At 63.7% G+C, this 25,010-nt stretch carries 27 protein-coding genes and 1 riboswitch; of the genes, 16 read left to right on the top strand and 11 right to left on the bottom strand.

Translation table 11 applies throughout. The annotated features are described in order from the left end of the window. Nucleotides 1-3 precede the first annotated feature (3 nt). Nucleotides 4-399 (top strand): cytochrome c oxidase subunit 4, encoded by a 396-nt coding sequence (locus J2X11_RS10395; RefSeq protein ID WP_309970399.1) that lies wholly within the window; start codon nucleotides 4-6, stop codon nucleotides 397-399. Here J2X11_RS10395 and J2X11_RS10390 read toward each other — a convergent pair. Continuing rightward, on the bottom strand, nucleotides 393-632 hold the full coding sequence (locus tag J2X11_RS10390) for a hypothetical protein (RefSeq protein WP_309970396.1): 240 nt from the start codon (nucleotides 630-632) through the stop codon (nucleotides 393-395). The genes J2X11_RS10395 and J2X11_RS10390 overlap by 7 nt on opposite strands. Before the next feature lie 88 nt (nucleotides 633-720). Between J2X11_RS10390 and J2X11_RS10385 the strand changes: the two genes are divergently transcribed. Further along, nucleotides 721-1,881 (top strand): L,D-transpeptidase, encoded by a 1,161-nt coding sequence (locus J2X11_RS10385; protein WP_309970393.1) that lies wholly within the window; start codon nucleotides 721-723, stop codon nucleotides 1,879-1,881. 58 nt (nucleotides 1,882-1,939) lie between these two features. On the opposite strand, the gene qcrB is transcribed toward J2X11_RS10385, so the two are convergent. From qcrB to ctaE, 4 genes are all read right to left on the bottom strand, one after another. Further along, on the bottom strand, nucleotides 1,940-3,655 hold the full coding sequence (gene qcrB, locus J2X11_RS10380; protein WP_309970391.1) for a cytochrome bc1 complex cytochrome b subunit: 1,716 nt from the start codon (nucleotides 3,653-3,655) through the stop codon (nucleotides 1,940-1,942). Then, nucleotides 3,652-4,701, bottom strand: a complete 1,050-nt coding sequence (qcrA, locus tag J2X11_RS10375; protein WP_309970388.1) for a cytochrome bc1 complex Rieske iron-sulfur subunit — start codon at nucleotides 4,699-4,701, stop codon at nucleotides 3,652-3,654. The genes qcrB and qcrA overlap by 4 nt, the downstream gene beginning before the upstream one ends. Continuing rightward, a complete protein-coding gene (qcrC, locus tag J2X11_RS10370) occupies nucleotides 4,698-5,522 on the bottom strand; it encodes a cytochrome bc1 complex diheme cytochrome c subunit (RefSeq protein ID WP_309972342.1) in 825 nt (274 codons plus the stop codon). The genes qcrA and qcrC overlap by 4 nt, the downstream gene beginning before the upstream one ends. Nucleotides 5,523-5,598: 76 nt before the next feature. Further along, nucleotides 5,599-6,237 (bottom strand): aa3-type cytochrome oxidase subunit III, encoded by a 639-nt coding sequence (gene ctaE, locus J2X11_RS10365; RefSeq protein WP_463675073.1) that lies wholly within the window; start codon nucleotides 6,235-6,237, stop codon nucleotides 5,599-5,601. A gap of 26 nt (nucleotides 6,238-6,263) precedes the next feature. Here ctaE and J2X11_RS10360 point away from each other — a divergent pair, with 26 nt between their 5' ends. The 3 genes from J2X11_RS10360 to J2X11_RS10350 are packed head-to-tail and all read left to right on the top strand — an operon-like array spanning nucleotide 6,264 to nucleotide 8,015. Next, the gene (locus tag J2X11_RS10360) at nucleotides 6,264-6,668 is read left to right on the top strand and encodes a response regulator (protein ID WP_309970384.1); all 405 of its coding nucleotides are present in this window, start codon (nucleotides 6,264-6,266) and stop codon (nucleotides 6,666-6,668) included. A 5-nt stretch (nucleotides 6,669-6,673) separates the two neighbouring features. Continuing rightward, a complete protein-coding gene (gene trpD, locus J2X11_RS10355) occupies nucleotides 6,674-7,726 on the top strand; it encodes an anthranilate phosphoribosyltransferase (RefSeq protein ID WP_309970381.1) in 1,053 nt (350 codons plus the stop codon). A 13-nt stretch (nucleotides 7,727-7,739) separates the two neighbouring features. Continuing rightward, nucleotides 7,740-8,015: an Lrp/AsnC family transcriptional regulator gene (locus J2X11_RS10350; RefSeq protein ID WP_309970379.1), complete on the top strand. Its 276-nt coding sequence runs from the start codon at nucleotides 7,740-7,742 to the stop codon at nucleotides 8,013-8,015. Here the strand turns inward: J2X11_RS10350 and J2X11_RS10345 are convergent. After that, nucleotides 8,012-9,715, bottom strand: coding sequence for a DEDD exonuclease domain-containing protein (locus tag J2X11_RS10345; protein ID WP_309970375.1), 1,704 nt, complete (start codon nucleotides 9,713-9,715; stop codon nucleotides 8,012-8,014). The genes J2X11_RS10350 and J2X11_RS10345 overlap by 4 nt on opposite strands. 136 nt (nucleotides 9,716-9,851) lie before the next feature. Here J2X11_RS10345 and J2X11_RS10340 point away from each other — a divergent pair, with 136 nt between their 5' ends. From J2X11_RS10340 to J2X11_RS10330, 3 genes are all read left to right on the top strand, one after another. Then, nucleotides 9,852-10,085, top strand: coding sequence for a hypothetical protein (locus tag J2X11_RS10340; RefSeq protein WP_309970373.1), 234 nt, complete (start codon nucleotides 9,852-9,854; stop codon nucleotides 10,083-10,085). Nucleotides 10,086-10,193: 108 nt separating this feature from the next. Then, a riboswitch (cyclic di-AMP (ydaO/yuaA leader) is annotated at nucleotides 10,194-10,358 on the top strand. Nucleotides 10,359-10,363: 5 nt separating this feature from the next. Next, nucleotides 10,364-11,335 (top strand): C40 family peptidase, encoded by a 972-nt coding sequence (locus J2X11_RS10335; RefSeq protein WP_309970370.1) that lies wholly within the window; start codon nucleotides 10,364-10,366, stop codon nucleotides 11,333-11,335. After that, on the top strand, nucleotides 11,328-12,572 hold the full coding sequence (locus J2X11_RS10330) for a hypothetical protein (protein ID WP_309970367.1): 1,245 nt from the start codon (nucleotides 11,328-11,330) through the stop codon (nucleotides 12,570-12,572). Before J2X11_RS10335 ends, J2X11_RS10330 begins: the two co-directional genes overlap by 8 nt. On the opposite strand, the gene J2X11_RS10325 is transcribed toward J2X11_RS10330, so the two are convergent. Beyond that, nucleotides 12,539-14,260 (bottom strand): AMP-dependent synthetase/ligase, encoded by a 1,722-nt coding sequence (locus J2X11_RS10325; protein ID WP_309970365.1) that lies wholly within the window; start codon nucleotides 14,258-14,260, stop codon nucleotides 12,539-12,541. The two genes, J2X11_RS10330 and J2X11_RS10325, sit on opposite strands and share 34 nt — an antisense overlap. Nucleotides 14,261-14,340: 80 nt before the next feature. On the opposite strand from J2X11_RS10325, the gene J2X11_RS10320 reads away from it, so the two are divergent. The 4 genes from J2X11_RS10320 to J2X11_RS10305 are packed head-to-tail and all read left to right on the top strand — an operon-like array spanning nucleotide 14,341 to nucleotide 17,037. Further along, complete coding sequence (locus J2X11_RS10320) at nucleotides 14,341-14,778, top strand: SRPBCC family protein (RefSeq protein ID WP_309970362.1); 438 nt, start codon at nucleotides 14,341-14,343, stop codon at nucleotides 14,776-14,778. After that, the gene (locus J2X11_RS10315) at nucleotides 14,775-15,056 is read left to right on the top strand and encodes a hypothetical protein (protein ID WP_309970359.1); all 282 of its coding nucleotides are present in this window, start codon (nucleotides 14,775-14,777) and stop codon (nucleotides 15,054-15,056) included. The genes J2X11_RS10320 and J2X11_RS10315 overlap by 4 nt, the downstream gene beginning before the upstream one ends. After that, the gene (locus J2X11_RS10310; protein ID WP_309970356.1) at nucleotides 15,053-16,000 is read left to right on the top strand and encodes an ROK family glucokinase; all 948 of its coding nucleotides are present in this window, start codon (nucleotides 15,053-15,055) and stop codon (nucleotides 15,998-16,000) included. The genes J2X11_RS10315 and J2X11_RS10310 overlap by 4 nt, the downstream gene beginning before the upstream one ends. After that, complete coding sequence (locus J2X11_RS10305; RefSeq protein WP_396127858.1) at nucleotides 16,000-17,037, top strand: ROK family glucokinase; 1,038 nt, start codon at nucleotides 16,000-16,002, stop codon at nucleotides 17,035-17,037. The genes J2X11_RS10310 and J2X11_RS10305 overlap by 1 nt, the downstream gene beginning before the upstream one ends. Here the strand turns inward: J2X11_RS10305 and J2X11_RS14465 are convergent. Then, the gene (locus J2X11_RS14465; protein WP_396127857.1) at nucleotides 16,943-17,335 is read right to left on the bottom strand and encodes a hypothetical protein; all 393 of its coding nucleotides are present in this window, start codon (nucleotides 17,333-17,335) and stop codon (nucleotides 16,943-16,945) included. The two genes, J2X11_RS10305 and J2X11_RS14465, sit on opposite strands and share 95 nt — an antisense overlap. Continuing rightward, entirely contained in the window at nucleotides 17,328-18,104 is a 777-nt protein-coding gene (locus J2X11_RS10300) for an alpha/beta hydrolase (protein WP_309970353.1), read from the bottom strand. The genes J2X11_RS14465 and J2X11_RS10300 overlap by 8 nt, the downstream gene beginning before the upstream one ends. Nucleotides 18,105-18,184: 80 nt before the next feature. On the opposite strand from J2X11_RS10300, the gene J2X11_RS10295 reads away from it, so the two are divergent. The 4 genes from J2X11_RS10295 to J2X11_RS10280 all read left to right on the top strand — a co-directional run bounded on the left by J2X11_RS10295 (nucleotide 18,185) and on the right by J2X11_RS10280 (nucleotide 21,914). After that, a complete protein-coding gene (locus tag J2X11_RS10295; protein WP_309970350.1) occupies nucleotides 18,185-18,940 on the top strand; it encodes a lysophospholipid acyltransferase family protein in 756 nt (251 codons plus the stop codon). Nucleotides 18,941-18,971: 31 nt separating this feature from the next. Next, nucleotides 18,972-20,000, top strand: coding sequence for a 6-phosphofructokinase (locus tag J2X11_RS10290; RefSeq protein ID WP_309970347.1), 1,029 nt, complete (start codon nucleotides 18,972-18,974; stop codon nucleotides 19,998-20,000). Nucleotides 20,001-20,033: 33 nt separating this feature from the next. Then, nucleotides 20,034-20,513 carry a DUF427 domain-containing protein gene (locus tag J2X11_RS10285; RefSeq protein ID WP_309970344.1) on the top strand — a complete coding sequence of 160 codons (480 nt, stop codon included), beginning with the start codon at nucleotides 20,034-20,036 and terminating at the stop codon, nucleotides 20,511-20,513. Between the two features lie 66 nt (nucleotides 20,514-20,579). Then, nucleotides 20,580-21,914, top strand: coding sequence for a class II 3-deoxy-7-phosphoheptulonate synthase (locus tag J2X11_RS10280; RefSeq protein ID WP_309970339.1), 1,335 nt, complete (start codon nucleotides 20,580-20,582; stop codon nucleotides 21,912-21,914). A gap of 146 nt (nucleotides 21,915-22,060) precedes the next feature. Here J2X11_RS10280 and J2X11_RS10275 read toward each other — a convergent pair whose 3' ends face one another. Both J2X11_RS10275 and pknB read right to left on the bottom strand, forming a co-directional pair. Continuing rightward, nucleotides 22,061-22,927 (bottom strand): DMT family transporter, encoded by an 867-nt coding sequence (locus J2X11_RS10275; protein ID WP_309970336.1) that lies wholly within the window; start codon nucleotides 22,925-22,927, stop codon nucleotides 22,061-22,063. Nucleotides 22,928-22,929: 2 nt separating this feature from the next. Then, on the bottom strand, nucleotides 22,930-24,918 hold the full coding sequence (gene pknB / locus J2X11_RS10270) for a Stk1 family PASTA domain-containing Ser/Thr kinase (protein ID WP_309972338.1): 1,989 nt from the start codon (nucleotides 24,916-24,918) through the stop codon (nucleotides 22,930-22,932). Nucleotides 24,919-25,010: the final 92 nt, after the last annotated feature.

Below are 25,010 nucleotides of genomic sequence, written 5' to 3'. Positions count from 1 at the left end.
TCCATGAAGGCCGAAACTTGGACAATCCTCGGTTGCGGGATTTTCTTCGCACTGATCGCGCCGATCTACTGGCTCCTCACTGAGGACCCGACCGGTACGTCAGCACTGGTCATGACGACCCTGCTGTGCGCACTGCTGGGCTTCTACCTCGCGGTTGTCGCCAAGCAGATCCCCGATCGTCCCGAGGACCGCAGTGACGGTGAGATCGCCGATGGCGCTGGTGAGCAGGGATTCTTCCCGCCCTACAGCTGGTGGCCGCTGTTCGCCGCCATGGCTCTCGCCGTGTGCGCCCTGGGCATCGTCTTCGGCTGGTGGCTGTTCATCATCGGCGCCGGTTTCGGTGCAGTGATGGTCTGTGGCTGGATCTTCGAGTACTACCGCGGCATCCACGCTCACTGAGCTGGCCAGGTTTTCGCGTCGCCAACTATGCGTCGCTTGAACCTTCGGTGAACTGCTTGCTTTGACACGCCCAGAGCCGCGGCTATGCCCGCCCAGCTCACGCCGGCCGTACGCGCACGCATCACCTCGAAGTACTCCTCGCGTTCGAGTTCCGCACGAAGCTTTGCCACGCGCTTGAGCGCGGACAGGGGATCGTCTGGCTGCTCGGACTGGGCGGTGATGCGTGTGGTCATTCCGTCAATATATGTTGACGCGCAAGGGTGGTCAACATGTGTTGACTCCGATTCCGGAGATGTCCTCCCGTCTGCCTAGACTGGCGGGGTGAGGGAAATCCGAAATATCGCTGCCTTGGCCTGCGTCACCGCGCTCGTCCTGACCGGTTGTTCAGACGTCAAGGACGCCGTGACCCCCAAAGATCCGATAGCGCTTGAGGCGAACGTGGCTGAGAAGGCCGCCGGCGTGAAGGTCGACACGATTGTCAGCGCGTCGGCCGAAGACGGTGAGATCACCGCGGCTGCGCTGACCACCTCTGACGGCAAGGCGAAGGTCAAGGGTCGGCTCGCGGACGGCAAATGGATCGCCACGCAGCGGCTGGAGCCAGGAACCGCCTACAAGCTGACCGTCACAGGCAAGGGCGAGGACGGCAAGGACAAGACACTCACCAGGACGTTCTCCACGGAGAAGCTCAGCCTGGAGCAGCAGACGTACCCAGCGGTGGCGCCACTGCAGGGCGAGACAGTTGGCGTCGGTATGCCGGTGATCGTCACGTTCGATGTGCCGGTCAAGAACCGCGAGCTGTTTGAGCGCAACATGACGGTGAAGACCTCGCCCTCGGTCGAAGGCTCGTGGAACTGGTTCAGCGACCGCGAGGTTCACTATCGACCGGAGAACTTCTGGCCAGCTGGCACCAAGGTCAAGGTCGTCCTACGCCTCAACTCGCTCCCGGCGGCCAAGGGTGTCTACGGGCAGCAGGACCAGGTCATCGCGTTCAAGGTCGGTCGCAAGGCGGTCAGTACGGTCGACGTCCGATCGCACGAACTGACGTACACGGTCGACGGCAAGGTCAAGCGCACCATCCCGGTGTCGACCGGCGACGCAGGACATCGGTCACGCGAGGGCACCAAGGTCATCATGGAGAAGTTCTCCAAGGTCGACATGGACGCGGCCACAACGGGCGTCGACTCTGAAGATCCCGGCTACTACAACATCAGCGACGTCCGATGGGCCATGCGAGTGACCAACTCGGGGGAGTTCCTCCACGCGGCACCCTGGTCCGTCCCATTCCAGGGCAACTCCAACGTCAGTCACGGCTGCACGGGCATGAGCACGGCAAACGCTGCATGGCTCTACAAGCAGTCAAGGCGCGGTGACATCGTGAAGTTCGTCCACAGCCCCCGGCCGCTCGAGGATCGCAACGGCTGGACCGACTGGAACGTCGACTGGGAGAAGTGGCAAGAAGGCTCAGCCTTCAGCGACTCCTGAGGCCAGACATGAAGAAGGGCCGCACCCGATTGGGTGCGGCCCTTCTTCATGCTGATGATCAGTGGACGCGGGGGATACCCGTCTCCGACACGCCCTGGAACTCATCGCCCAACTCGACAGGGTGACCGTCAATGTGAGCCATGTGCTCGTTGGCGTGGTGCACGTCTTCGGTCGTCGGCTTGTCCAGAACGCCGTGGTAGTAGCGCTTGCGAACCCAGGCCTGAATCTTGGCCTTGCGTCCGTTGGGCGCTGCCACGCCGTTCTTGTCCGTCTCAGCCGGCGCTGTGAGCTCTGGGAGCCGTTCGTGCGTCGTGAGTGCGTACTGGCGAACTGGATCAAGCGGTGCGTGACGCTCCGAGAAGCCGCCATCAGGCGAGCGCTCGATGACGCCGGTCTCGTAGCCGTGCAGGATGCGGTTGGCGTCCTGACGCTGCAAGCCGATGCAGATCCGCTTGGTCACGTGATAGGCGATGACCGGGAAGACGAAGAACGCAATCTGCAACGTCCGCGTGATCATGAAGATGTCGAGGTGCAGGCGAGTGGCGATGATGTCGTTGCCACCAGCCATCCAGAGCACCGCGTACGCCGTCATGCCAGCAACACCGAGCGCTGTACGCGTCGGGGCGTTGCGGGGACGCTCGAGGAGGTGATGCTCCTTCTTGTCACCCGTCATCCACTGCTCGACGAACGGCCAGACACCGAGCACGGTGAACAGCAGTCCCATCGCGCCAACGGCCGGGATGAAGACGTTCATGCTCCACGTGTAGTTGAGCAGGTTGAACTCGAGGTCCGGCATCAGACGCACAGCGCCCTCAGAGAAGCCCATGTACCAGTCAGGCTGCGAACCGGCGGTGACCTCTGACGGGTTGTAGGGGCCGTATGCCCAGATCGGGTTGATCTGCAGGAGGGCACCCATGAGAGCCGTGAAGCCGAAGACGACGAAGAAGAATCCACCGGCCTTGGCCGCGTAGACCGGCATCATCGGGTAGCCGACGACGTTCTTCTCGGTGTGTCCGGGGCCAGGCCACTGCGTGTGCTTGTGGTAGACGAGCAGCAGCATGTGGGCGCCGATGAGACCCAGCAAGATCGCAGGGACCAGCAAGATGTGCGCCATGTAGAGGCGGGGGATGATCACGTCGCCGGGGAACTCGCCGCCGAACATGAAGTATTCGAGGTACGAGCCAACCAGCGGGATCGAGCGAAGCAGACCATCGACGAAGCGAAGGCCGGTGCCCGACAGCAGGTCATCGGGGAGCGAGTAGCCCGCGAAGCCTTCGACCAGACCCAGAGACAGCAGTCCAACGCCGATGAGCCAGTTGATCTCACGGGGCTTGCGGTAAGCGCCGGTGAAGAACACGCGGAGCATGTGCAGGATCATCGCGGCGACGAACAGCGCAGCTGCCCAGTGGTGGATCTGTCGGATCAACAGACCACCACGGATGTCGAACGAGATGTCCAGAGTCGAGGCGTAGGCCGCCGACATCTCGACGCCCTTGAGCGGAGCGTACGAGCCGTCGTACATGACCTCGGTCATGGTCGGCTGGAACCACAGCGTCAGGAACACGCCGGTGAGCAGCAGAACCACGAAGCTCCAGAGCGCGATCTCGCCGAGCATGAATGACCAGTGCTCGGGGAAGACCTTGCGGACCTGCTTCTTCGAGATCGTGGCAAGGCCAAGGCGGTCGTCAAGCCACTGGACGGGTCCGCCGGCCTTCTTGCCCAGACCGGTGTCTTCGATGTTGGTGTACTCGGCGTCAGTCTCAGTTGTCGTCATGACTTCTTGTCCAACTTCTTCTGATCACGCGCGAGCTCGGGATAGCTCGGGCCGACGATGTGGGGGAAGTCGCTGACGGCGATGAGGTAGCCCTCGCTGTCGACCGCCAGCGGCAGCTGGGGCAGTGCCCGGTGTGCAGGGCCGAAGATGACCTTGCCGTTGTCGGCGAGGTCGAACGTCGACTGGTGGCACGGGCAGAGCACGTGGTGCGTCTGCTGTTCGTACAAGCTGATCGGGCAACCGACGTGCGTGCAGATCTTGGAATAGCAGAGGATTCCGTCGATGCCCCAGTTCTCGCGACCCTTGGACGGAGTGACGTCCTCGGGACGCATACGTACGACGATGACGGCGGCCTTCGACTTGGCCTGGAGGAGCTCCTTGCCGTGCAGCACGTGCTCTCCGTGCTCGTCGGTTTCGTACATGATCGCGGGCTCTGCGTTGACCAGGGCGCCGACCTCGAGGTCAGACGGCTTGATCGGGGTGCCGGAGACGTCGTTGACGACCCGCATGCCCTTCTTCCAGACCGTGTTGCGCTGTCCGTGGGGGAGCGGGCCCAGGTCGCCGAGCAAGATGACGGCGGGCAGGCCGAGGGCGCCCATCGCACCGAGCAGGCTGTTGCGGATCAACGGGCGACGGCCGATGGCCGACTCCTTGATGCCCTGGTTGAGGTCCTTGAGCACTGCCTCGCGGTCCTCCGTGGTGGACGCGACAGGGTGACGCATTTCGATGATCTCGTGGTCACCCATGAGCTTCTTGGCCCACTGGATGATGCCAACGCCCATGAGCAGCAGCGCGCCGCCGAGCGTGGCGCCGAGCGTGAAGTTCATGGCTGACCAGCCGAGGAAGGTCTGGTCCTTGTCGATCGTCACGTAGGCGACACAGAAGCCCAGCATCAGCAGCGTGGCGAGTCCGAACATGCCGGAGATCTGGCGCTCAGTTCGGCTCGCAGCCTTCGGATCAACGTCCTGCGGACGCTCCTGGTGCTCCTGGAGGCCGGGGTTCTTGATCGGTTCCGAGGCGTCGGGGCTCTCGATCAGGTCGGTCATTTCTTCTTCACCCTTGCTCCGTGCGCGCCGATCCAGATCGCGAAACCTACGAGACCGCCGATTCCGATGACCCAGGTGAACAGGCCGTCGACGACGGGGCCGTGGCCACCGCCTGCCATTCCACCGTATTCAGGCTGGGACTGGATCTTCTTGATGTACGCGATGACGTTGCGCTTTTCTTCAGGCGTGATGGTGGTGTCGGCGAACACCGGCATCTGCTGAGGGCCAGTCGTCATTGCTTCGTAAATGTGCTTAGCGTCGACGCCCTTGAGCGTCGGTGCGTAGCGGCCGCTCGGGAGTGCGCCACCGGCGCCGACCGAGTTGTGGCACGCCGTGCAGTTGGTGCGGAAGAACTCGCCGCCTTCGGCCAGTCCTTCTTCGTTCACGCCCTTGTAGTCGAGGTATTCGTCCTCGGGAATCGCGGGGCCAGGTGCCAGAGAGGCGATGTAGGCCGAGACCTGACGGGTCTCTTCTTCGTCGAATTCCGGGGCCTTGCGAGGTGCCTGCGGCCCGGAGTTGGCGAGCGGCATACGTCCGGTGCCGACCTGGAAGTCGACAGCGGCAGCGCCGACTCCGACGAGGGTCGGGCCGTAGTTGTCACCGCGCTTGGTCTGGATGCCCTCGGCATTCTTGCCGTGGCAGCTCGCACAGCCGATGAGGAACAACTGGCGTCCGGCCTCGATGTCACGAGCGGATGCCTCCTCAGCTGTGGCGGGCTTCGGCGCGAACGCGGCGTACATACCGCCGGCAACGACGAGTCCCATGAGGAGCACGACGAATCCAGCGAGGGGATGCCGGCGTCTGGTCGACAGTTTCCGCACCAAGAACCTCATTCCTAGGAGTCAGCTTCAGCGTACCGACGATTGACGTCGTACTTGGTAGTGAGGTTTACCTTGCTCATTTGAGCAGGTAAATCGTCGCGAACAGGCCTACCCAGACGATGTCGACGAAGTGCCAGTAGTAGGACACGACAATCGCTGAGATCGCTTGCTCATGGGTGAACTTGCGCGCAACGAAGGTGCGGGCGATCACGAGCAGGAAGGCAATAAGTCCGCCGAGAACGTGGAGTCCGTGGAAGCCAGTGGCGAGATAGAACATGCTGCCGTAGGGCGAGCTGGAGATCGTGGTGTGCTCGGTGACCAGCGTCGCGTATTCGGTGGCCTGACCGGCGATGAAGATCGCGCCCATGAAGTAGGTGAGGACGAACCACTCACGCATACCCCACTTGCCGATCTGCAGCAGCGACCCGCTGCGGCCCGGCTTGCCACGCTCAGCAGCGAACACGCCGAACTGGCAGGTGACCGACGACAGCACCAGGATCGTGGTGTTGATCGTCGCGAAGGGGAGGTCGAGCTTGGCGGTCTCTTGAGACCACAGCTCGGGGGAGATGTTGCGGATCGTGAAGTACGCCGCAAACAATCCAGCAAAGAACATGAGCTCACTCGACAGCCACACAATGGTGCCCACCGTCACCATTGACGGACGGCCTTCCTGGCCGTGGAGTCGTGAAGCAGGAATCACCGATGTAGTCGCCACGCGAACATCATATGTACGATCGACTCGTGAGTGAGCACAAGCCCCTACGTGTCCTGATCTACAGCGATGATCGCGACGTTCGCGCGACCGTCATCTCTGCCCTTGGAACACGTCCTCACCCGGACCTTCCACCCTTCGAATACCTTGAAGTTGCAACGGAGCCGGTCGTCTTCCAGCACCTCGATGACGCCAAGGCAGACCTGGTGATTCTCGATGGTGAAGCGGTGCCGGCTGGTGGCATGGGCATCGCGCGTCAGGTCAAGGACGAGATTTTCAATGCTCCGCCGATCCTGGTCATCACTGGCCGACCGCAGGACGCTTGGCTCGCTACTTGGTCGCGCGCCGAGGCTGTCGTCTCGCAACCACTCGATCCGATTCACCTTGCCGAGGTCGTCATCGACCTCGCCCGCGGTGTGCTCCAACCCGGCTGACGATCATGGTCAAAACTGCCGCGTCATCGTGGCCTGACGTTCTGGGGCCGCTCGTCGCGGGCCAGAACCTTGACGCATCGTCGACGACCTGGGCGATGGAAGAAATTCTCTCCGGTAACGCCACTCCGGCGCAGATTGCCGGCTTCGCCATTGCGCTGCGAGCCAAGGGAGAGACGATCGACGAGGTCCAAGGACTCGTCGATGCGATGTATCGCCATGCGATCCCGCTCAAGGTCGAGGGTCGCGCCGTCGACATCGTCGGAACTGGCGGTGACCTGGCCAAGACAGTCAACATCTCCACCATGTCTGCGGTAGTGATCGCAGGTGCGGGCATTCGAGTCGTCAAGCACGGCAACCGCGCGGCATCGAGCGCCAGCGGTGCTGCCGATGTGCTGGAGGAGCTCGGCGTACGACTGGACGTTCCTCCGACCAAGCTTGTCGAGGTGCTCGAGGCAGTTGGCATCACGTTCTGCTTCGCACCGGTGTTCCACGCCGGTTACCGCTTCACTGCGGTGCCACGACGCGAGCTGGGCGTTCCCACGACCTTCAACTTCCTCGGCCCACTGGTCAATCCGGCAAAGCCTGAAGCGTCGGCCATCGGCGTTGCGGATGGGCGAATGGGCCCGATCATGGCCAGCGTCCTCGCTCGACGCGGTGCAGATGCGTTTGTTTTCCGGGGAGACGACGGTCTCGATGAAATCACCACAACGACGACGACCACTGTCTGGATCGCTGACGGTGCATCCGGATCGGTGTCTGAGGACTCGATCGATCCCAAGAACTTCGGCTTCGACTACACCCCTGCTGCTGAGCTCACGGGCGGCGACGCTGCGTTCAACGCGAAGGTGTTCGAGCGCGTGCTCGCGGGCGAGAAGTCGTCCGTACGTACCGCCGTGCTGCTCAACGCTGGTGCGGGCATCGCGGCTCATGAGGCTGCTTCGGGTGATCTCAGGTCTCGGCTGCAGGCCGGCATCGATCGGGCGACGGAGTCAATCGACTCGGGATCGGCGGCCAAGGTCCTCGACAACTGGGCCAAGACAACTCAGACCCTGGTCTAGATAGGCTGACGAAATGATCACCGCCATCGTCTTCATCCAGGCCGACGTCTCGCGCATCACCGAGACGGCCAAGCAGATCGCTGACATTGACGGCGTCAGCGAGGTCTATTCGGTGACGGGCGAGATCGACCTCGTCGCCATGGTTCGCGTCCGCGAGGTTGACGATGTCGCCAAGGTCGTCGCCGATCAGCTCAACAAGGTCGAGGGCGTGCTGTCGACGCAGACCCAGATCGCGTTCCAGACGTTCAGCCAGCACGACCTCGAATCGACGTTCTCGATCGGCCTTTAGCCCGGCCTTTGCAGGTCTTGCCAGCGGGAATCGGCGAGCTCGAACGGTACGAGGTGTCGCGCTCCGCTTTGTAGCGACGTATGCCAGGTGCCGCGAACCATGCGGATGCCGGGGGAGTCGAGCCACCGCAGCAGGCACTCGGTCTCCTCGACCGTTGCCGCCGGGATCGGTCCGAAGCCGGGTGGGACGGTCTCGGCCGTGGCGAGGAGTGCATCGACCCACCCTGCTGAATGCGTACCTCTCGGCAGGATGCCGGCAGCAACCAGCCGGCCGTAGCGGATGACGTGAACTTCCCACCCCTCCTCGTGAGGAGCAGCCGCAACGAGCTCGGGTTGTCCCGTCAGCTCGCGCAGGCGCTGGGTGCGTACGGAGGCGCGCAGGAACGAGGTGAGGCGATCGCGCCACACAGCTGCGTCTTCGAATCGTTCGTTGCGAGCGAGATAGAGCATGTGCGCGTGTACGGCTGCGACGAGCTCTTCGGGATCACCGATCATGGCGCGTCGTACGCGTACGACCTCAGCGTCATAGACCTCGATATCGGCCGAGCCGTCGCACGGTGACAGGCAATGACCCATCTCGGCGAGAGCACATGGCGAGCTCTTGGACTTCAGTGCCAGGCGAGGAGTGCACTGCCGGATCTGGAACGAGTCGTGCAGTGCAGCGAGCGCGCCCTCGGCTGATTGACGGCCACGGAACGGCCCGATGTAGTCGGCCTCGTCGTCGAGCACAGTTCGTACGATCGACAGCCGCGGCCACGGCTCGCGTGTGAGCTTGAGCCAAGTGACCTTGTCGGGGAACTTGGAGCGCCGGTTGAACGGTGGACGGTGTTTGCCGATCAGACGGAGCTCGCGTACCTGGGCCTCGAGCGGTGTCGCGCACACGATGCCTTCGATGCGGTTGGCGAGCATCACCATCTGACCCATGCGGGTGCGTGTCTCGGCCTTGGTGAAGTAGGAGCGGGTGCGAGCTCGGAGGTTGCGCGAGGTGCCGATGTAGAGCGGCTGGTCCTTGTCGTCGCGGAAGACGTAGACGCCCGGTGCGACTGGAAGGTGGTCGGCGAGGTGACGCTTCTTGCGCTGTTCGGGGGTGACCTTCGACGTGTAAGTCGACACCTCTTCGAGGGTCGTCACTCCGAGGTTGCCCAGCCGCTCGAACAGTCCGTGCAGCACGTCGACCGTCGCGCGCGCATCGGAAAGGGCGCGGTGGTTGGGCGTCGTCGTGGCACCGAACTTGGCCGCCAGCGTCGACAGCTTGCAGTTGCGCACCTCGTCACGATTGAGGGCGCGACGGGCGAGGACTGCCGTATCGAGCACTTCGAAGCCGGGCCACGGAATGCCGAGCTCGCGACTGTTGTGCTTGAGGAATCCGACATCGAATGGTGCATTGTGCGCGACGAGGACACTGCCCTTGGCGAACTCGAGGAAGCTGGGGAGCACCTCGGCGATGCGAGGTGCGGAGATCACCATCTGGTTGGTGATGCCGGTCAGGACCGTGATGAACGCGGGGATGAGCTCATCGGGATTGACCAGCGTCTGGAACTCGCCGAGCACCTCGCCGCCGCACACCTTGACCGCGCCGAACTCGGTGATCTTGGACCCGCCGGCGGCCGAACCTCCCGTCGTCTCGAGGTCGACGACACAGAAGGTCGTGGAGGACAGGGGGCGGCCCAGCTCGTCGAAGGTTCCCTGGACTTCCTGCACGCGGCAAACGCTAAGCGTCCCCACCGACAGAGCTCCGCATCCTTGCTATGTCGGCGTTTTTGTCCGAGGTCGTCCCTAGCGTCATTCATGTACTCGCCAACTGGGCGGGTCGCACAGCGCATCAGGAGGTGCCGACATGCATGATCACCCAACTACCGACTCGGTCGTCGTCGACTGCGATCGGTGCCTCGTACGCAGCCCCGGTGCGTGCGGCGACTGCATCGTCACAGTTCTGCTTGGCGCACCACCTGTCGGCATCGAGATCGATGCCCAGGAGATGGCAGCGCTTGAGGTACTGGCCGATGCAGGCTGCGTTCCACCTCTGCGCCTCGTGACACCCATCACAGGCCCAGAGACGCAGGCCGTCTGAACCTGCTGATCAGGTTGATCTGACCCCACACGCGGCCTAGAGTGGGCCACTGTGCGTCCGGTGAACGGCGGCCCTCCAGGTCGGCGTCGGGCGCACCGCCTAATCGTCACAGTTGTGGTCCTGAATCATTTGAGGGCAAAACTGAGACGAACCGGGGACCCATGTTTGTGGGGTGAATCGGTTCACGCGTCTAGGTAACTAGTCGTGCGGACCGTAGGGCATACCTTGGCCCGAACCCGTCAGCTCACCTGGTAGGCGTCGAAGGTAGGAGTTCCTGCGTGCGACTGTCACGTGATCGAGCACGAAGCCGCGCTCTTGTAGCGGTTTCATCTCTTGCAATTGTCGGTGCGCTGTTCGCGTTCCCGTCGGCCCAGGCTGATCCTGCGCCCACGGTCGAGAGCATTGAGGCAGCGCTGCACAAGATCGAGGCGATGAACGAGCAGGTCAACCAGATTGGCGTGCGCACCAAGCAGACCCGCAACGAGATTGCTGACCTCAGCGACGACATCTCCGAAGCTCTGGTTGGTTACAACCAGCAGAAGGAGCAACTGAGCACTGCGATCGTCCAGCAGCAGATGGACGCCCCGCTCGGCCCGACCGTCAACCTCTTCGGTAGCGGCGACCCGGAGCAGTTCCTCGCAGGACTCGGAGCCGTACAGGCCCTCAACAGCACTCGCGCCGATGCTCTCGAGCAGTTCGGTGAGACGAGCAAGGCGCTGAAGAACCGTCGCTCCCAGCTCGAGGACCGCCAGGACGAGCTCGCCGACGCCAAGAAGCAGTCCGCCAAGACTCGCAAGGAGATCCGCAAGCAGTACGAAGCCATCAAGGCGCAGATCGAACAGCTCAGCCCGGCTGACCAGGCCAAGCTCGATTCAGGCTCGACCGAACTCGACTTCGAGCCGGTCGCATCGGGCCGTGCTCAGACCGCCATCAACTTCGCACTCGCCCAGCTCGGCGAACCCTACGCGTGGGGTGGTACTGGCCCCAACCGCTGGGATTGCTCCGGCCTCGTCATGAAGGCTTGGGCAGCCGCCGGGATCTCGCTGCCTCGCGTTGTGGGCCCGCAGTACGCCGCAACTCGCCACATCTCGGCCAGTCAGCTTCAGCCGGGCGACCTCGTGTTCTACGGCGGCATGTCGCACGTTGGCATGTACATCGGCAAGGGTCGCGTCGTTCACGCTCCTCGCCCGGGCCGCAGCGTCGAAATCACGGGCCTCGGGGGCTACAGCAAGTTTGGCCGGGTTGGCTGACCAGCGACGCCTGTCGCCGAATGTCACCGCTGCGTTAGTTCTCGTATTGCTCGGTGCTGCCCTCTTGCTCTGGCAGCGGCCGTGGGAGGGCTCGTCCGAGCCTGACGCGGTTGTCGAGGTTCCGGCCAACGCCAGCGCGCTGCTGACGCAGCAGTTCCGCGAACTGTCCGACGCAACCTCTGAATCAGAGTTCATCGCGGCAGCTGGCGCAAGCAGCGCGGCTCGTACGTTTGCCCGCGACGCCTGGTCCGCTCGGGACGCCCTAGGAGCTCGCGATGTCGACCTGCGGTACATCACGGGTGGCGAGGTTGCCGATCGTGCGGACGGATCGACCCAGGCCGAGGTCGAGGTCAGCTGGATGGCTGGAGGCGACTCAGGTCTCGCTGAGGAACGGCGTACGGCAACTGTGAAGTTCCGATTGGACCCACAGGCCGACGAAACGTTTGCCGTACGTAGCGTCACGGCGAGTGCTGGTTCGCTGCCGATCTGGCTGGCGGGCAAAGTCGACGTCCACAAGCAGGCCGAAACCACGGTCATCGCGGTGGACGGGGGAGTTGCCGGGCAGATCGACGCGATGACTGCGCGCGCTCGTGCCGCCGTTGTCGACGTCATCCCAGACGTCACTCGCAAAGTCGTTGTGGTTTCTCCGCACACCCAGGATCAAATGGCACAGCTTGTCGGCCGCAAGGTCGACGACATCAAGCAGATCGCGGCCGTGACGACGAACCTCGACGGCAGCAATGGCTCGGCTTGTGGCATCGTGATCGTGCTCAACCCGGCGGTGTTCGCAACCATGGACGATCGCGCAGCCCAGGTCGTCGTCACGCATGAGGCGACCCACCTCCTGACTTCTGCTGTCGGCACCTCGGCAGAAACCTGGGTGGTCGAAGGCTTCGCCGACTTCGTCGCCTTGCATGACGACGATGCCTCGTTGTCGCTGAGCGCCGGTCAGGTGCTTGCCGAGGTCAAGGCGGGCAAGACGCCGAGGCGACTGCCGAGTTCCGCCGACTTCGCGTCGTCGGGTCATGGGCTCGGCGCGTCGTACGAGGCGGCATGGATGATCTTCCGGATGCTGGGCGAGACGCACAGCGACGCAGACATCGTGGCGTTCTACGAGGACGTACTCGGCGGCACGAAGCTCAGTCGGGCGCTCGAGAAGTCATTCGGGCTGACCGTCGACCAGCTCACGACCGACTGGCGGCGCTACCTGGTGAAAAGCGCTTCGACCGTGTCGTGAAAGTCGCGCAGGACGGCATTGCGCTTGACCTTGTATGACGGCGTCAGATAGCCGTTCGCCTCGGTCCAGTCCGCCGGCATGATTTTGAACTTGCGGATCGCCTCGGCCTGGGACACCTGTGAGTTGGCGTCGTCGATCGCCTTCTGGATCTCGGCCTTGAGGTCAGGATCCTTCAAGCTGCCGGTCCACGACTCGGTGTCGATCGTGACGAGAGCAGCGACGAAGGGTTTGCCGTCGCCGACGACCAAGCACTGACTGACGTACGGGTGCGTGCGAACGCGTTCCTCGAGCACGGCCGGTGCGACATTCTTGCCACCCGCCGTCACGATGATCTCCTTGCGACGTCCGGTGATTCGTACATATCCGTCCGCATCGACCTCGCCGAGGTCGCCCGTGGCAAACCAGCCGTCTGGATCGAGGGCCTCGGCCGTCGCTTCGTCGTTGTTCCAGTAGCCCGTGAAGATCTGCGGGCCGCGAAAGCTGAGCTCGCCATCGCTGCTCACCCGCACCTCGGTGCCAGGCATGGGGCGGCCAACGGTGCCGATCCGTTGATCGCTGGGCGTGTTGACGCACAGGGCGGCGGTCGTCTCGGTGAGTCCGTAGCCCTCAAGGATCGTCAAGCCAATTCCGCGGTAGAAGTGAGCGAGTCGTTCGCCGAGTGGCGCGCCGCCCGAGATCGCCCACTGGGCTTTGCCGCCGAGCGCCTCGCGGATCTTGCCGTAGACCAAGCCATCGAACACTTTGTGCTGACCGCGGAGTACGAGTCCGGGTCCGCCATTGTCGAGGGCCTTGCTGTACGCGATCGCAGTCTGGGCGGCGCGATCGAACACCTTGCCGCGGCCGTTGGCATACGCCTTGGTGCTGGCTGAGTTGAAGACCTTTTCGAACACGCGGGGGACAGCGAGCACGAAGGTGGGCTGGAAGTCGCCGAGGTGGCGCGGGAGGTCCTTGATGTCCGCGGTGTGGCCAACCTTGACGCCAGCACGGATCGAGCCGACCGGAATGATGCGCGCAAACACGTGAGCGAGCGGGAGGAACAGCAGCGTTGAGGCATCCTTGGCGCCGAACAGTTCGGGCAGCTGTTGAGTTGCTGCCTCCAACTCGGAGCGGAAGTTGCCGTGCGTCAGCTTGCAGCCCTTGGGCTTGCCGGTGGTGCCAGAGGTGTAGATCAGCGTTGCCAACGTCGTGCTGGTCAGGGCCGAACGTCGAGCTTCGACGTCAGAGTCGCTGACCTTCGTACCGCCTGCGGTGATCTCGTCGAAGGCACCCGAGTCGATGCACCAGACGTTCTTGAGGTGCTTGGATTTCGCTTCCTTAACGCTGGCTTCGTGAGTGGCTGACTCGACGATCGCTGCGACAGCTCCTGAGTCCTTGAGGATCCATTCGATCTGGGCGACGGACGACGTCTCGTACACCGGGACGGTCGTCGCGCCAATCCACCAGATGGCGTAGTCGGCGACGGTCCACTCGTAGCGGGTCTTGGACAGGATCACGACACGGTCGCCGGCCTTGACGCCAGCGGCGATGAGGCCCTTGGCGAAGTCGAGGATCTGACCGTGGAATGCGCCCAGAGTCACGTCCTGCCAGTAGCCATCGATCTGGCGCGCAAGTGCTACGTCATCGATGTGCTCAGGGAGGCGGTCGAGGATGTCCAGGGAGAGGTTGCCCGGATCGCTGCGCTCGGTCACGTACGCAGGCTACCCGCAGCGTTGGCCTCGGCCTCAACCACTAGCATGGGAAAACACAAACGGACCGGCGAGGAGGGGTGATGGCGCGGACTACGAGCGACATCATCATCGATGCTCCCGCCGAGCAGATTATGGACGTCATTGCCGATTTCGGCGCCTATCCCGATTGGGCGACAGGCGTGAAGACGGCCGACATCGTGGCTGGTGTTGATGGAGGTCGCGCCGAGCGCGTCCACTTCATCCTCGACGCAGCTCCGATCCGTGACGAATACGAGCTCGGTTACGTCTGGGATGGCGTCAACGCCGTTTCGTGGAGCCTGTCCAAGCCGGGATCAATGCTGACCTCGATGGATGGCACCTACGTTCTCGAACCACTTGAGCAGACGCAGACCAAGGTGACATATCAGCTGGCCGTGGACGTTTCCGTGCCGTTGCTCGGCATGTTGAAGCGCAAGGCCGAGAAGGTCATCATCGACACCGCGCTCAAGGGGTTGAAGAAACAGGTTGAGGCGCTGTGAGTGAGAGCGCGAGCGAGCCGGTCGGTTCGGTGTCTGAAGAGGCGTTCAAGCTCTTCCGCGCCCTAGCGGCCTCCAGCACCGAACCAAAGACCGACGAACCTCACGTCTGCACCGCGACGTGGTGCCCCGTATGCCAGGTGGTCGGGCTTGTCCGCGACAACCCTGACGCGGTGGCTCAGGTCTCGGCTTCGGCGGCGGCTTTCGCGAAGTCGCTTCGCGATCTGGTCGACTCAGCAATTCCCGCGAAGCCCGCTCCTGAAGAGGAGGGGACGGCATGACTTTTGCAATCGGTGTGGACATCGGCGGCACCAAGATCGCTGCAGGCCTCGTCTCAGAGGCTGGTGAGCTGCTCAAGCGCGAGAGTGAGCCGACGCCCGACGATTCATCCACGATCCCCAAGATCGTGGCCGCCCTTGCCGAGCGCCTGGCAGGTGACGAAAAGATCGTCGGCGTGGGCATTGGCGCTGCCGGCTTCACCAGCACCGATCGCACCACGGTGCGATTCGCACCCAACATCAACTGGGTTGACGAGCCTCTAGCCGAGCAAGTCTCCGCGCTGCTCGACCTGCCGGTCGTCGTTGAGAACGATGCCAATGCCGCGGCCTGGGGCGAGTTCGCCTTCGGCGCAGGCGAGGACACCGACGACCTGCTCCTCGTTACTGTCGGCACCGGCGTGGGTGGCGGCATCGTCCACCACGGCCAGCTCTACCGCGGCGGATTCGGCGTTGCCGCAGAGATCGGCCACATGAGGATCGTGCCTGACGGCATTGCCTGCGGCTGCGGTCAGCACGGTTGCTTCGAGCAGTACGCGAGTGGCAGCGCCCTCGTACGCAACGCTCGCGAACGCGTGGCCAACGGCGACCCGGGCACCGACGCACTTCGCGCGCTGGCCGACGGAAATCTCAGCAAGATCACCGGACCGGCACTCACAGACCTTGCGCACGACGGCGACGAGTTGTCGATCGAACTCCTGGCCGACCTCGGTCAGTGGATCGGTGAGGGGCTAGCAATCCTCGCCTCGATCCTCGATCCCCGCGTAATCGCGATCGGTGGCGGCGTCGCCGGTGCCGGAGACCTGTTGCTCGGTCCCGTCGTCGAAGCGTTCGAGACCCACCTGCCGGCCCTTTCCCATCGCCCGCAGGCCGAGGTTCGACTTGCCGCTCTCGGGAACGCCGCCGGCATCATCGGCGCCGCAGACCTCGCGAGGACTGAACCCGTCTAATGGCCGACAAGCTGGCGATCGGCATCGACATCGGCGGCACCAAGATCGCCGCCGGAGTCGTGGACGAGGACGGGCGCATTGTTGCCCGACTCAAGCGTGAGACCCCGACGACTGAGGCGCCGGCCGTGATCGACGCGATTGCCGAGATCACCGAGGAGTTCCGTCGTGAGCACCACATCACCGCGCTCGGCATCGGCGCTGCGGGATTTGTTGACTCAACCCAGTCGACAGTGCTGTTCGCGCCGCACCTTTCCTGGCGCAACGAACCTCTCCGTGACTCGGTGGCTCGACGTACGGGACTCCCGGTGATGGTCGACAACGATGCCAATGCCAGCGGCTGGGCCGAGTGGCGCTTCGGTGCTGCTCAAGGCGAAGCCGATCTGGTGCTGATCACCCTTGGCACCGGAATCGGCGGCGCACTCGTCATCGACGGACAGCCCTATCGCGGCAAATTCGGCATCGCGGGGGAGTTTGGACACATGCAGGTCGTTCCCGACGGTCGCCCCTGCGAATGCGGCAACCACGGCTGCTGGGAGCAGTACGCCAGCGGTCGCGTGCTCACCCGCCGCGCGAAGGCCGCTGCAGCTGACGGCACAGATTTCGGCAAATTGATGCTGGCTGACGCCGGCGGCGACATCGAGCGCGTCGAAGGGTCGCTCGTGACTCGGTACGCCGACGAGGGCAACGCCGAGGCGGTGGAGTGGATTGCCGAGGTCGGTGACTGGCTCGGTGTCGGTATCGCCAATCTCGCAGCCGCTCTCGATCCCGGCATGTTCGTCATTGGTGGGGGAGTCAGCGATGCCGGAGCACTGCTGATCGAGCCAGCCAAGGCTGCCTTCAGTCGTACGTTGACCGGTCGCGGCTATCGCGCCGAAGCGCGCATCGTACGAGCACACCTCGGGCCCGAAGCCGGATTGATTGGTGCGGCGGACATGGCGCGAATTACAGCACGGCGCCGTCGTCCGGCCAATCCGAGCGCCCGGGTCCGTGCTCGGGCAACTGCGAGACCAGGTAGATCGCCGCTGCGACGAAAGTAAGAACCGCCGCGCCCAAGATCGGGCGGGGCAGGATCTCGCCGAACATCGTTGCAACAACCAGCGCCAACGGAGCGCCGGCCAGCCCGATCCAGGCCAGCGTCATGGCGCGAGTGCGCGGACGCAGGGGAGTCGGCTCGACTTTGCGGTAGAACGGCTCCTCGGCCTCGACGGGTTCGGTGTCATCGGACCAGACCAGCGGCGGAGGCTCGACCGGAGCAGGCTCGGGCACCTCGTCCGGGAACTCCAGATCGAGGTCTAGCCCTTCGACGATCTTGTCGAAGTCGTCGGGCTCAGGCACTGGCCGCCCCGACGTGCTCAGAGATGAATGCAGAGGCGTGATCGAAGATCAACGGTGCGTCGTTGTCGATCGTGGCGACGTGGAAGCTGTCCTTGAGCTCGACGAACTCCTTCACGGAGGAGGACACGTTGGCGAGGATGAGTTCCTTCGACGAGATGTCGACGACGTGGTCGTCGTTGGACCGGAGGAGGAGCAGGGGCTGCGTGACCTTCCCGAGGTTGGCGCGGATGTCCTTCCACATTTTCAGCTGCGATGCCAAGGCCTTGAGTGGAGTCTTGTCGTAGCCGACCTCGTCTGCACCGGCCTTCTTGACGTCGTTGCCGATGCCGGGCAGGCCCGGGATGAACCACTGCATCGCAGGTACGAGCTTGACGTCGAATCGCTTCAAGTTGATGGCGGGATTGACCAGCACCAGCGCGTCCACGTCGGCGGGCCGCTGCTGGGCCAGTCGAAGCCCCAGACCGCCGCCCATCGAGAGTCCCGCGACGACGACCTTGTCGCATTTCGTACGCAATTCGGTGAGCGTCTTGTCGAGCTCGGCGTACCAGTCTTCCCAGCGCGTGCGGTTCATGTCCTTCCACGTCGTGCCGTGGCCCGGCAGGCGTGGGACTCGAACGGTGTAGCCCTGATCAGCGAGGTGTTTGCCCCACGGAGTCATCGAAGCCGGCGAGCCGGTGAATCCGTGACTCAGCAGAACGCCGATGCGTCCACCGTCAGCAGAAAAGGGTTCGGCTCCGGGCACGACGGCAACTGGAGAAGGTGAGCTCATACGCCCCATCTTCCATCATCTGAAAGGTCGTCGGCCAGTGACCTGCGAGCACGGCGGCGTACGGAGTAGTGTCTCGTCTCGTGTTCTATTGGTTCTTGAAGTTCCTTGCGCTGGGTCCAGTGCTCAAGTTGATCTTCCGGCCATGGGCCGAGGGCACGGAGAACGTTCCGAAGGAAGGCCCCGCCATTCTGGCGAGCAACCACCTGTCCTACAGCGACTGGCTGTTCATGCCGCTCGTCATTCCTCGCCGGGTGACGTTCGTCGCCAAGGCTGAGTACTTCGAGGGCTCAGGCATCAAGGGCTGGCTGCAGAAGACGTTCTTCTCCGGCGCCGGCCAGGTGCCGATCGACCGTACGAGCGGTTCCGCAGCTGCTGGCGCGATCAAGACACAGCTGCGACTGCTGGCTGATGGCCAGGTGTGCGGCATCTACCCCGAGGGCACCCGCTCGCACGACGGCAAGCTCTACCGCGGTCGTACGGGCGTTGCGCGTCTCGCGCTCGAAGCGGGCGTGCCAGTCATCCCGCTCGCTGTGATCGGCACCGATGTCGTCGCGCCTCCCGGCAAGATCTTCGGCAAGTTCGCGCGACCCGGCGTACGTTTTGGCAAGCCGCTCGACTTCAGCCGCTACGAAGGCATGCAGGACGATCGCTACATCTTGCGAGCCATCACCGACGAGATCATGTACGAGATCATGCGCCTGTCGGATCAGGAGTACGTCGACCTCTACGCGCAGGACTCCAAGAAGCGCGACCGCGACGTCGAGCGCGCCGCAGCCAAGGTTGTCGACCGTGCTGCCGCCGACGAAGTCTGGGACGACATCAAGCCCATCGAATGACCACCTCGCCACTCACGACCTAGGAGCTTCAATGCGCATCGGCATGCTGACCGGCGGAGGCGACTGCCCCGGACTCAACGCAGTCATCCGAGGAGCCGTGCGCAAGGGAGTGTCGACGTACGGGCATGAGTTCGTCGGATTCCGTGACGGCTGGCGCGGGCCTCTCGAGAACGACACGATGACGCTCGGCATCCCGGAAGTGCGCGGCATCCTTCCGCGCGGTGGCACGATCCTCGGCTCGTCGCGTACCAACCCGTTTGGCATCGAAGGTGGCGTCGAGCGCATCAAGGACAACCTCGCGGTCAACGGCTGCGATGCCCTGATCGCGATTGGTGGCGAGGACACCCTCGGCGTTGCGACCAAGCTCGCCGACCTCGGCGTTAACGTCGTGGGCGTCCCCAAGACGATCGACAACGACCTCTCAGGCACCGACTTCACGTTCGGCTTCGACACCGCCGTCAACATCGCGATGGAAGCCATCGACCGCCTGCACACGACCGCGGAGTCCCACCACCGCGTCCTCGTGGTGGAAGTCATGGGCCGTCACGCTGGCTGGATTGCTCTGCACGCCGGACTCGCTGGCGGCGCCAACATCATCCTGATCCCAGAGCGCCCCTTCGACATCGAAGCGGTGTGCGCTCAGGTCGAAAGCCGGTTTGCGACGCACTACTCGCCGATCATCGTGGTCTCCGAGGGTGCCGTGCCTGCTGAAGGTGGCGCGATGTCACTCGTCAGTGGCGAGAAGGACGCATTCGGTCACGTTCGGCTCGGCGGCATCGGCGACCGGCTGGCCTCAGAGATCGAGCAGCGTACGGGCAAGGAAGCTCGTGCCGTCGTGCTCGGCCACATCCAACGCGGCGGTACGCCGACGGCTTTCGACCGCTGGCTCGCTACTCGATTTGGCCTGCACGCGATCCAGGCGGTGCACGAGGGCGACTTCGGCAAGATGATGGCGCTGCGAGGCACCGAGATCGAGCGCGTGCCGCTCGCCGAGGGCACCAGGGTGCTCAAGACCGTTCGGCCCGAGCTCTACGAAGAGGCCGAAGTTCTGTTTGGTTGAGCCGACCGTGCGTACCCCTCGTACGCTCGAAACGTGCAAGCAGACCACCCTGTCGAAAATGTCTGGGATTACCCGCGTCCGCCGTCGATCGAGTTGAGCAACGAGCACATCGTCGTTGCTCTCGAGGGTCGAGTCATCGCCGAGACCTCACGGTCATATCGGGTATGCGAGACGAGCCACCCGCCGACGTACTACCTCCCGATCCGGGCTTTCGCCGACGACGTCCTGTGGGCTATTGCTGGGACCACGATCTGCGAGTGGAAGGGTGTCGCGTCGTATTACGACCTCGTCACCGAGTCTCGGACGATCGCGGCCGGAGCTTGGACCTACCCGTCACCGAACCCACGCTTCGCCGCACTCACTGACCACGTCGCGATCTATCCGGGCAAGGTCGACCGGTGCACGATCGACGGTGAGGTTGTCCAGGCACAGGAGGGCGACTTTTACGGCGGCTGGATTACGTCCCGGGTCATCGGGCCGTTCAAAGGCGCCCCCGACACGCTCGCTTGGTAAGCAGGCTCACGTCCACGTTCTCGCCGTCCGTGCGGGACGAACGGGCAACCCGCGTATTCTTGTTGCGTGAGCATTCCCACCCTTGATGAGCTTCGTACGCTCGGAGCCGCCCAGCAGCCGACATATGTCGACCCGGCTGCGCGCGATGCTGCCGTTCAGAAGCTCCGCACGATGCCTCCGCTGGTGTTCGCCGGCGAGTGTGACGCGCTGCGTGACAAGCTCGCCGAGGTAGCCCGCGGCGAGGCATTCCTGCTCCAAGGTGGCGACTGCGCCGAGACGTTTGAAGGTGTCACAGCCGAGAACGTCCGCAACAAGCTCCGAGTGCTGCTGTCGATGGCAGTCGTGCTCACCTACGCCGCGAGCGTTCCCGTCGTCAAGGTTGGCCGTCTGGCCGGTCAGTACGCCAAGCCGAGGTCGAGCGACATGGAGACCCGCGAAGGCGTCACGCTGCCGGCTTACCGCGGCGATGCGGTCAACGGCTTCGACTTCAACGCCGAGTCCCGCGCGCACGACCCGCAGCGGCTTGTTGAGGTCTACCACGCGTCTGCGTCGACGCTGAACCTCGCCCGAGCGTTCACCACCGGTGGTTACGCCGATCTGCGTCAGATGCACGCGTGGAACACCGACTTCGTCAAGAACAGCCCCGTAGGGGAGCGCTACGAGCGCATCGGCGCCGAGATCGATCGCGCGCTGGCGTTCATGGACGCCATTGGCGTCGACCCGGACGAGTTCCACACGGTCGACTTCTTCTCGTCGCACGAGGCTCTGATCCTCGAGTACGAACACTCGCTCACTCGCATCGACTCGCGTACCGAGCAGCCGTACGACGTGTCGAGCCACTTCGTGTGGATCGGCGAGCGCACCCGTCAGCTCGATGGCGCGCATGTCGAGCTCCTCAGCAAGATCGCCAACCCGATTGGCGTGAAGCTCGGCCCGACGTCGACGGCCGATGACGCGATCGCGCTGTACGAGAAGCTCAACCCCGAGCGCGTACCCGGCAAGATCACGTTCATCACCCGCTTTGGCGCTGACAAGATCCGCGACGGACTGCCCAACCTTGTTGAGAAGGTGACTGCAGCCGGTCTTGAAGTCGCCTGGGTGTGCGATCCGATGCACGGCAACACGTTCGAGACCACCAACGGCTACAAGACGCGCGAGTTCGACGATGTCATCGACGAGGTCCGCGGCTTCTTCGAGGTGCACCGCAGCCTCGGTACGTGGCCCGGAGGCGTCCATGTCGAGCTCACCGGCGACGACGTCACCGAGTGCGTCGGCGGCGGCGCCAAGCTGTCGGCTGAAGGTCTCGCGCACCGCTACGAGACGCTGTGCGATCCGCGCCTCAACCGCGCCCAGAGCCTCGAGCTGGCCTTCCTGGTCGCCGAAATGCTGTCGGGAGCCTAAGCCGCACCGCTCGCGTTGCGACATGGTCGGCCGCGAGGTCTGCTTCATACCTTCAGCTGTGTGATTGCGCTGGTGCGAATGCAGTGCGCCAGTCGTTTCGAGGTGCTTCACGCGGTACCTGCGCGACTATGTGTGAGTCTCTGAGTTCAGAGCACTTGGTGCACGGGTTTCGTACGCCCTGAAGACTCGGCGAGGATCATCGCGACGAGCACGATCGTGCCGCCGATCGCGACGCGCCACCCCAGCGTCTCGCTGCCGAACAACACCGCGAATCCAGCCGCGAACACTGGCTCCATCGTCATGAGCAGCGCTGCACGCGCGGCGTCGAGCTGACTCTGGGCCCAGGTCTGCGCGAGCATCGCGAGTGCCCCAGCGGCCAGGGCCATGTAGACGACGGCGATCCAGTCGCCCGACGTGTGGGGGAGCGTGATCCCTCCGGGAGCTGCCACGACGAAGCAGATCGCGGAGATGACGCCCATCTGGACGGTCGCCATCGCGAACGCATCTTTCGACGTCGACCACCTCGACAGCACGACGATGTGCACGGCGTACAGGATTGCGCTGACCAAGGTGATGGCCTCGCCGAAGCCGACCGCGAACCCTCGCAGGGACAAGATCGCCAGACCCGCGGTCGCCATCGCGACGGCAATCCACACCGTGCGACTGATGCGTATGCCGAACGCCAAGGAGGCGAGCACCGGTGTGGCCACGACGTACAAGCCGGTGATGAACCCCGAGATGCTGGCGTCTGTATGACCGAGCCCGGTGGTCTGCATGATCTGAGCGACGCCGTAGATGCCGCCGGCGTAGATGCTCTTGCGCAGAATGTCGGGCGTTAGGCGACCAATGGCCTTGGGTGCGATGAGCACCAGAGCGAAGAATGCGATCGCGAACCGGATGGCGAGGAAGTCAGCGGCTGGTACGCGATCCAGCAGGTCCTTGATCAGGAAGAACGTCGATCCCCACATGGCAGTGACCGACAGCAAAGCTGCCGCGGCAAGACGAGGTCGCATCGTCAGAACGAGGAGATCAAGATGGTGCTTCCCCGACGGGCCTTCTTGCCTTCGCTGGGGCTTTGCGATTGAACGGTGTAGTTGGTTCCCGGGAACGCCTGGACCTTGAAGCCAGCCGCCTTGAGAATCGCTGTGGCCTTGTCCTTCTTCATGCCAATGACCTTGGGTACGACGACGAGGTCCGGTCCCTTGGACACGACCAGTTTGATGGTGTCGCCCTTGAACTGGGTGCCATCCTTCGGCGACTGGGAGATGACAATGTCCTTGTCGACGTCATCGCTGAACTCGAACGTGATCTCAGGCTTGAAGCCGTCTTCCTTGAGCGCCTTCTCGGCCTCATCGACCGGCTTGCCGGTGTAGTCGACAACCTTGATCGGCTTCTTGCCCTTGCTGATGTAGAGGTCGACAGTCGTGTTGCGCTTGAGGTCGTCGGTCGCAGCGATGCCGATGGCGCCAATGACCCGGTTTTTGGCGACAGTCTGGGCGTACTTCTTCTCGATCTTGCCGACTGTCAGGTCGATGGCACCCAGAGCCGTCGTGGCCTCCGCAAGCGTCATACCCCTCAGGTCCTTGGGCAGACTGACGCGGTCAGGTCCCTTGGAGATGATCGCGTTGATCGTGCCGCCCGGGAGGATCTTCTTGCCGGGGCCGGGATCGGTCGACATCACCACGCCGCTGGCGTACTTCTCGGAAAACTTCACGCCAGCAACCTCGAACTTGTAGCCGAGTCGCTCGGCGTTCTCCTTGGCTGCTGCTTCGGCTGTGCCAACCAGCTGAGGAGTCGTGTCATAGCGACCGACGCCGATGTACCAGCCGAGAAGGCTGGCGAGCAGTGTCAGTAGGACGGCCAGGGCGAGCAGGTTGCGACCGCGCTTCGATCGCGGTTCGCCAGCGCGCATCTGTCGGTAGTCGTCTGACGAGACCGGCGGAAGTAGGCCGGACTTGAGCGGCTGCACGGGCGCATTGGCGGCGCGGTCCCACTGCACGGTCGGCTCGGAGGGAGGACGTACTGCCTGCGTTGCCTCGGAGTCGCCCGCGTTGAGGGTGATGGCACCGCGCTTGACGAACTCAGTGGGTTCGCCGTCTGCATCGGTGATCCGCGCGCCGGGGAGCAGGTCCGCGACGAGTTCAGGATCGTCGTCCATACCTGCAGCAAGCGAGCGCTGCACCGACCGAAGCTGCTGAAGCAGGACTCGTGCATCAGTCGAGCGCTGGTCGCGATCGCGGACCGTCGCTCGCCTCACGAGCGCGTCAACGTACGGCGGTATGCCGCGCTGCAGCTCAGACGGATTGCCGATGTCTTCGTGAACGTGCTTGTAGGCGACCTGAATGGGGGACTCGCCCGAATGCGGCTTGACCCCGGTCAGCATCTCGTAGAGCATCGCGCCGCATGCGTAGACGTCCGAACGGGCGTCTGCGCCCTCATTCACGACGATCTCGGGTGCGAGATAGGAAACCGTGCCGATGAGGGTGCCACCGGTAGCGGTGGTGGCAGCGCTCACGGCGCGGGCCAGACCGAAGTCGGCGACCTTGACCTCACCACTTGGCGTGATGAGTACGTTTTCGGGCTTCACGTCGCGGTGGATGATGTGCGCGGCATGGGCAGCGGAGAGCGCGATCAGGATTTGCTCGAGCAGCTCAAGCGCGCGGTAAGGCGGCATGGGCGACTCTTCGCGCATGATGTCGCGCAGCGTGCGGCCAGGCACGTATTCCATGACGAGGTAGGTGACTTCGCCATCCATGCCCTGGTCGAACACCGACACGACATTGGGGTGGTTGAGCTTGGCGGCGGACTTTGCCTCGCGGTGGAAGCGCTCCGTGAACTGGCGGTCGTCGCCAAGTCCGTGGTGCATGACCTTGATCGCGACGGGTCGGTCAAGCCGCTGGTCCGTCGCCCAGAACACGCTTGCCATTCCGCCGCGCGCAATGCGCTTGCCGATCAGGTAGCGGTCATTGAGGACGCGACCGATCAGGGCTTCGTCGCCCGTCATCACCACGCCAGCCCTCCTCGACCCCGGACCATGCGGTTCCGTAGGGGTTGATTCTAGATGCTTGTCCGCAAAGTTCGGGCCATGGCATCCGT

The sequence above is a fragment of the Aeromicrobium panaciterrae genome (genome assembly GCF_031457275.1).
In the GTDB taxonomy this organism is placed as follows: domain Bacteria; phylum Actinomycetota; class Actinomycetes; order Propionibacteriales; family Nocardioidaceae; genus Aeromicrobium; species Aeromicrobium panaciterrae_A.
The sequence above is the reverse complement of the archived record's forward strand: the minus strand, read 5'-3'. Positions and strand labels throughout refer to the sequence as shown.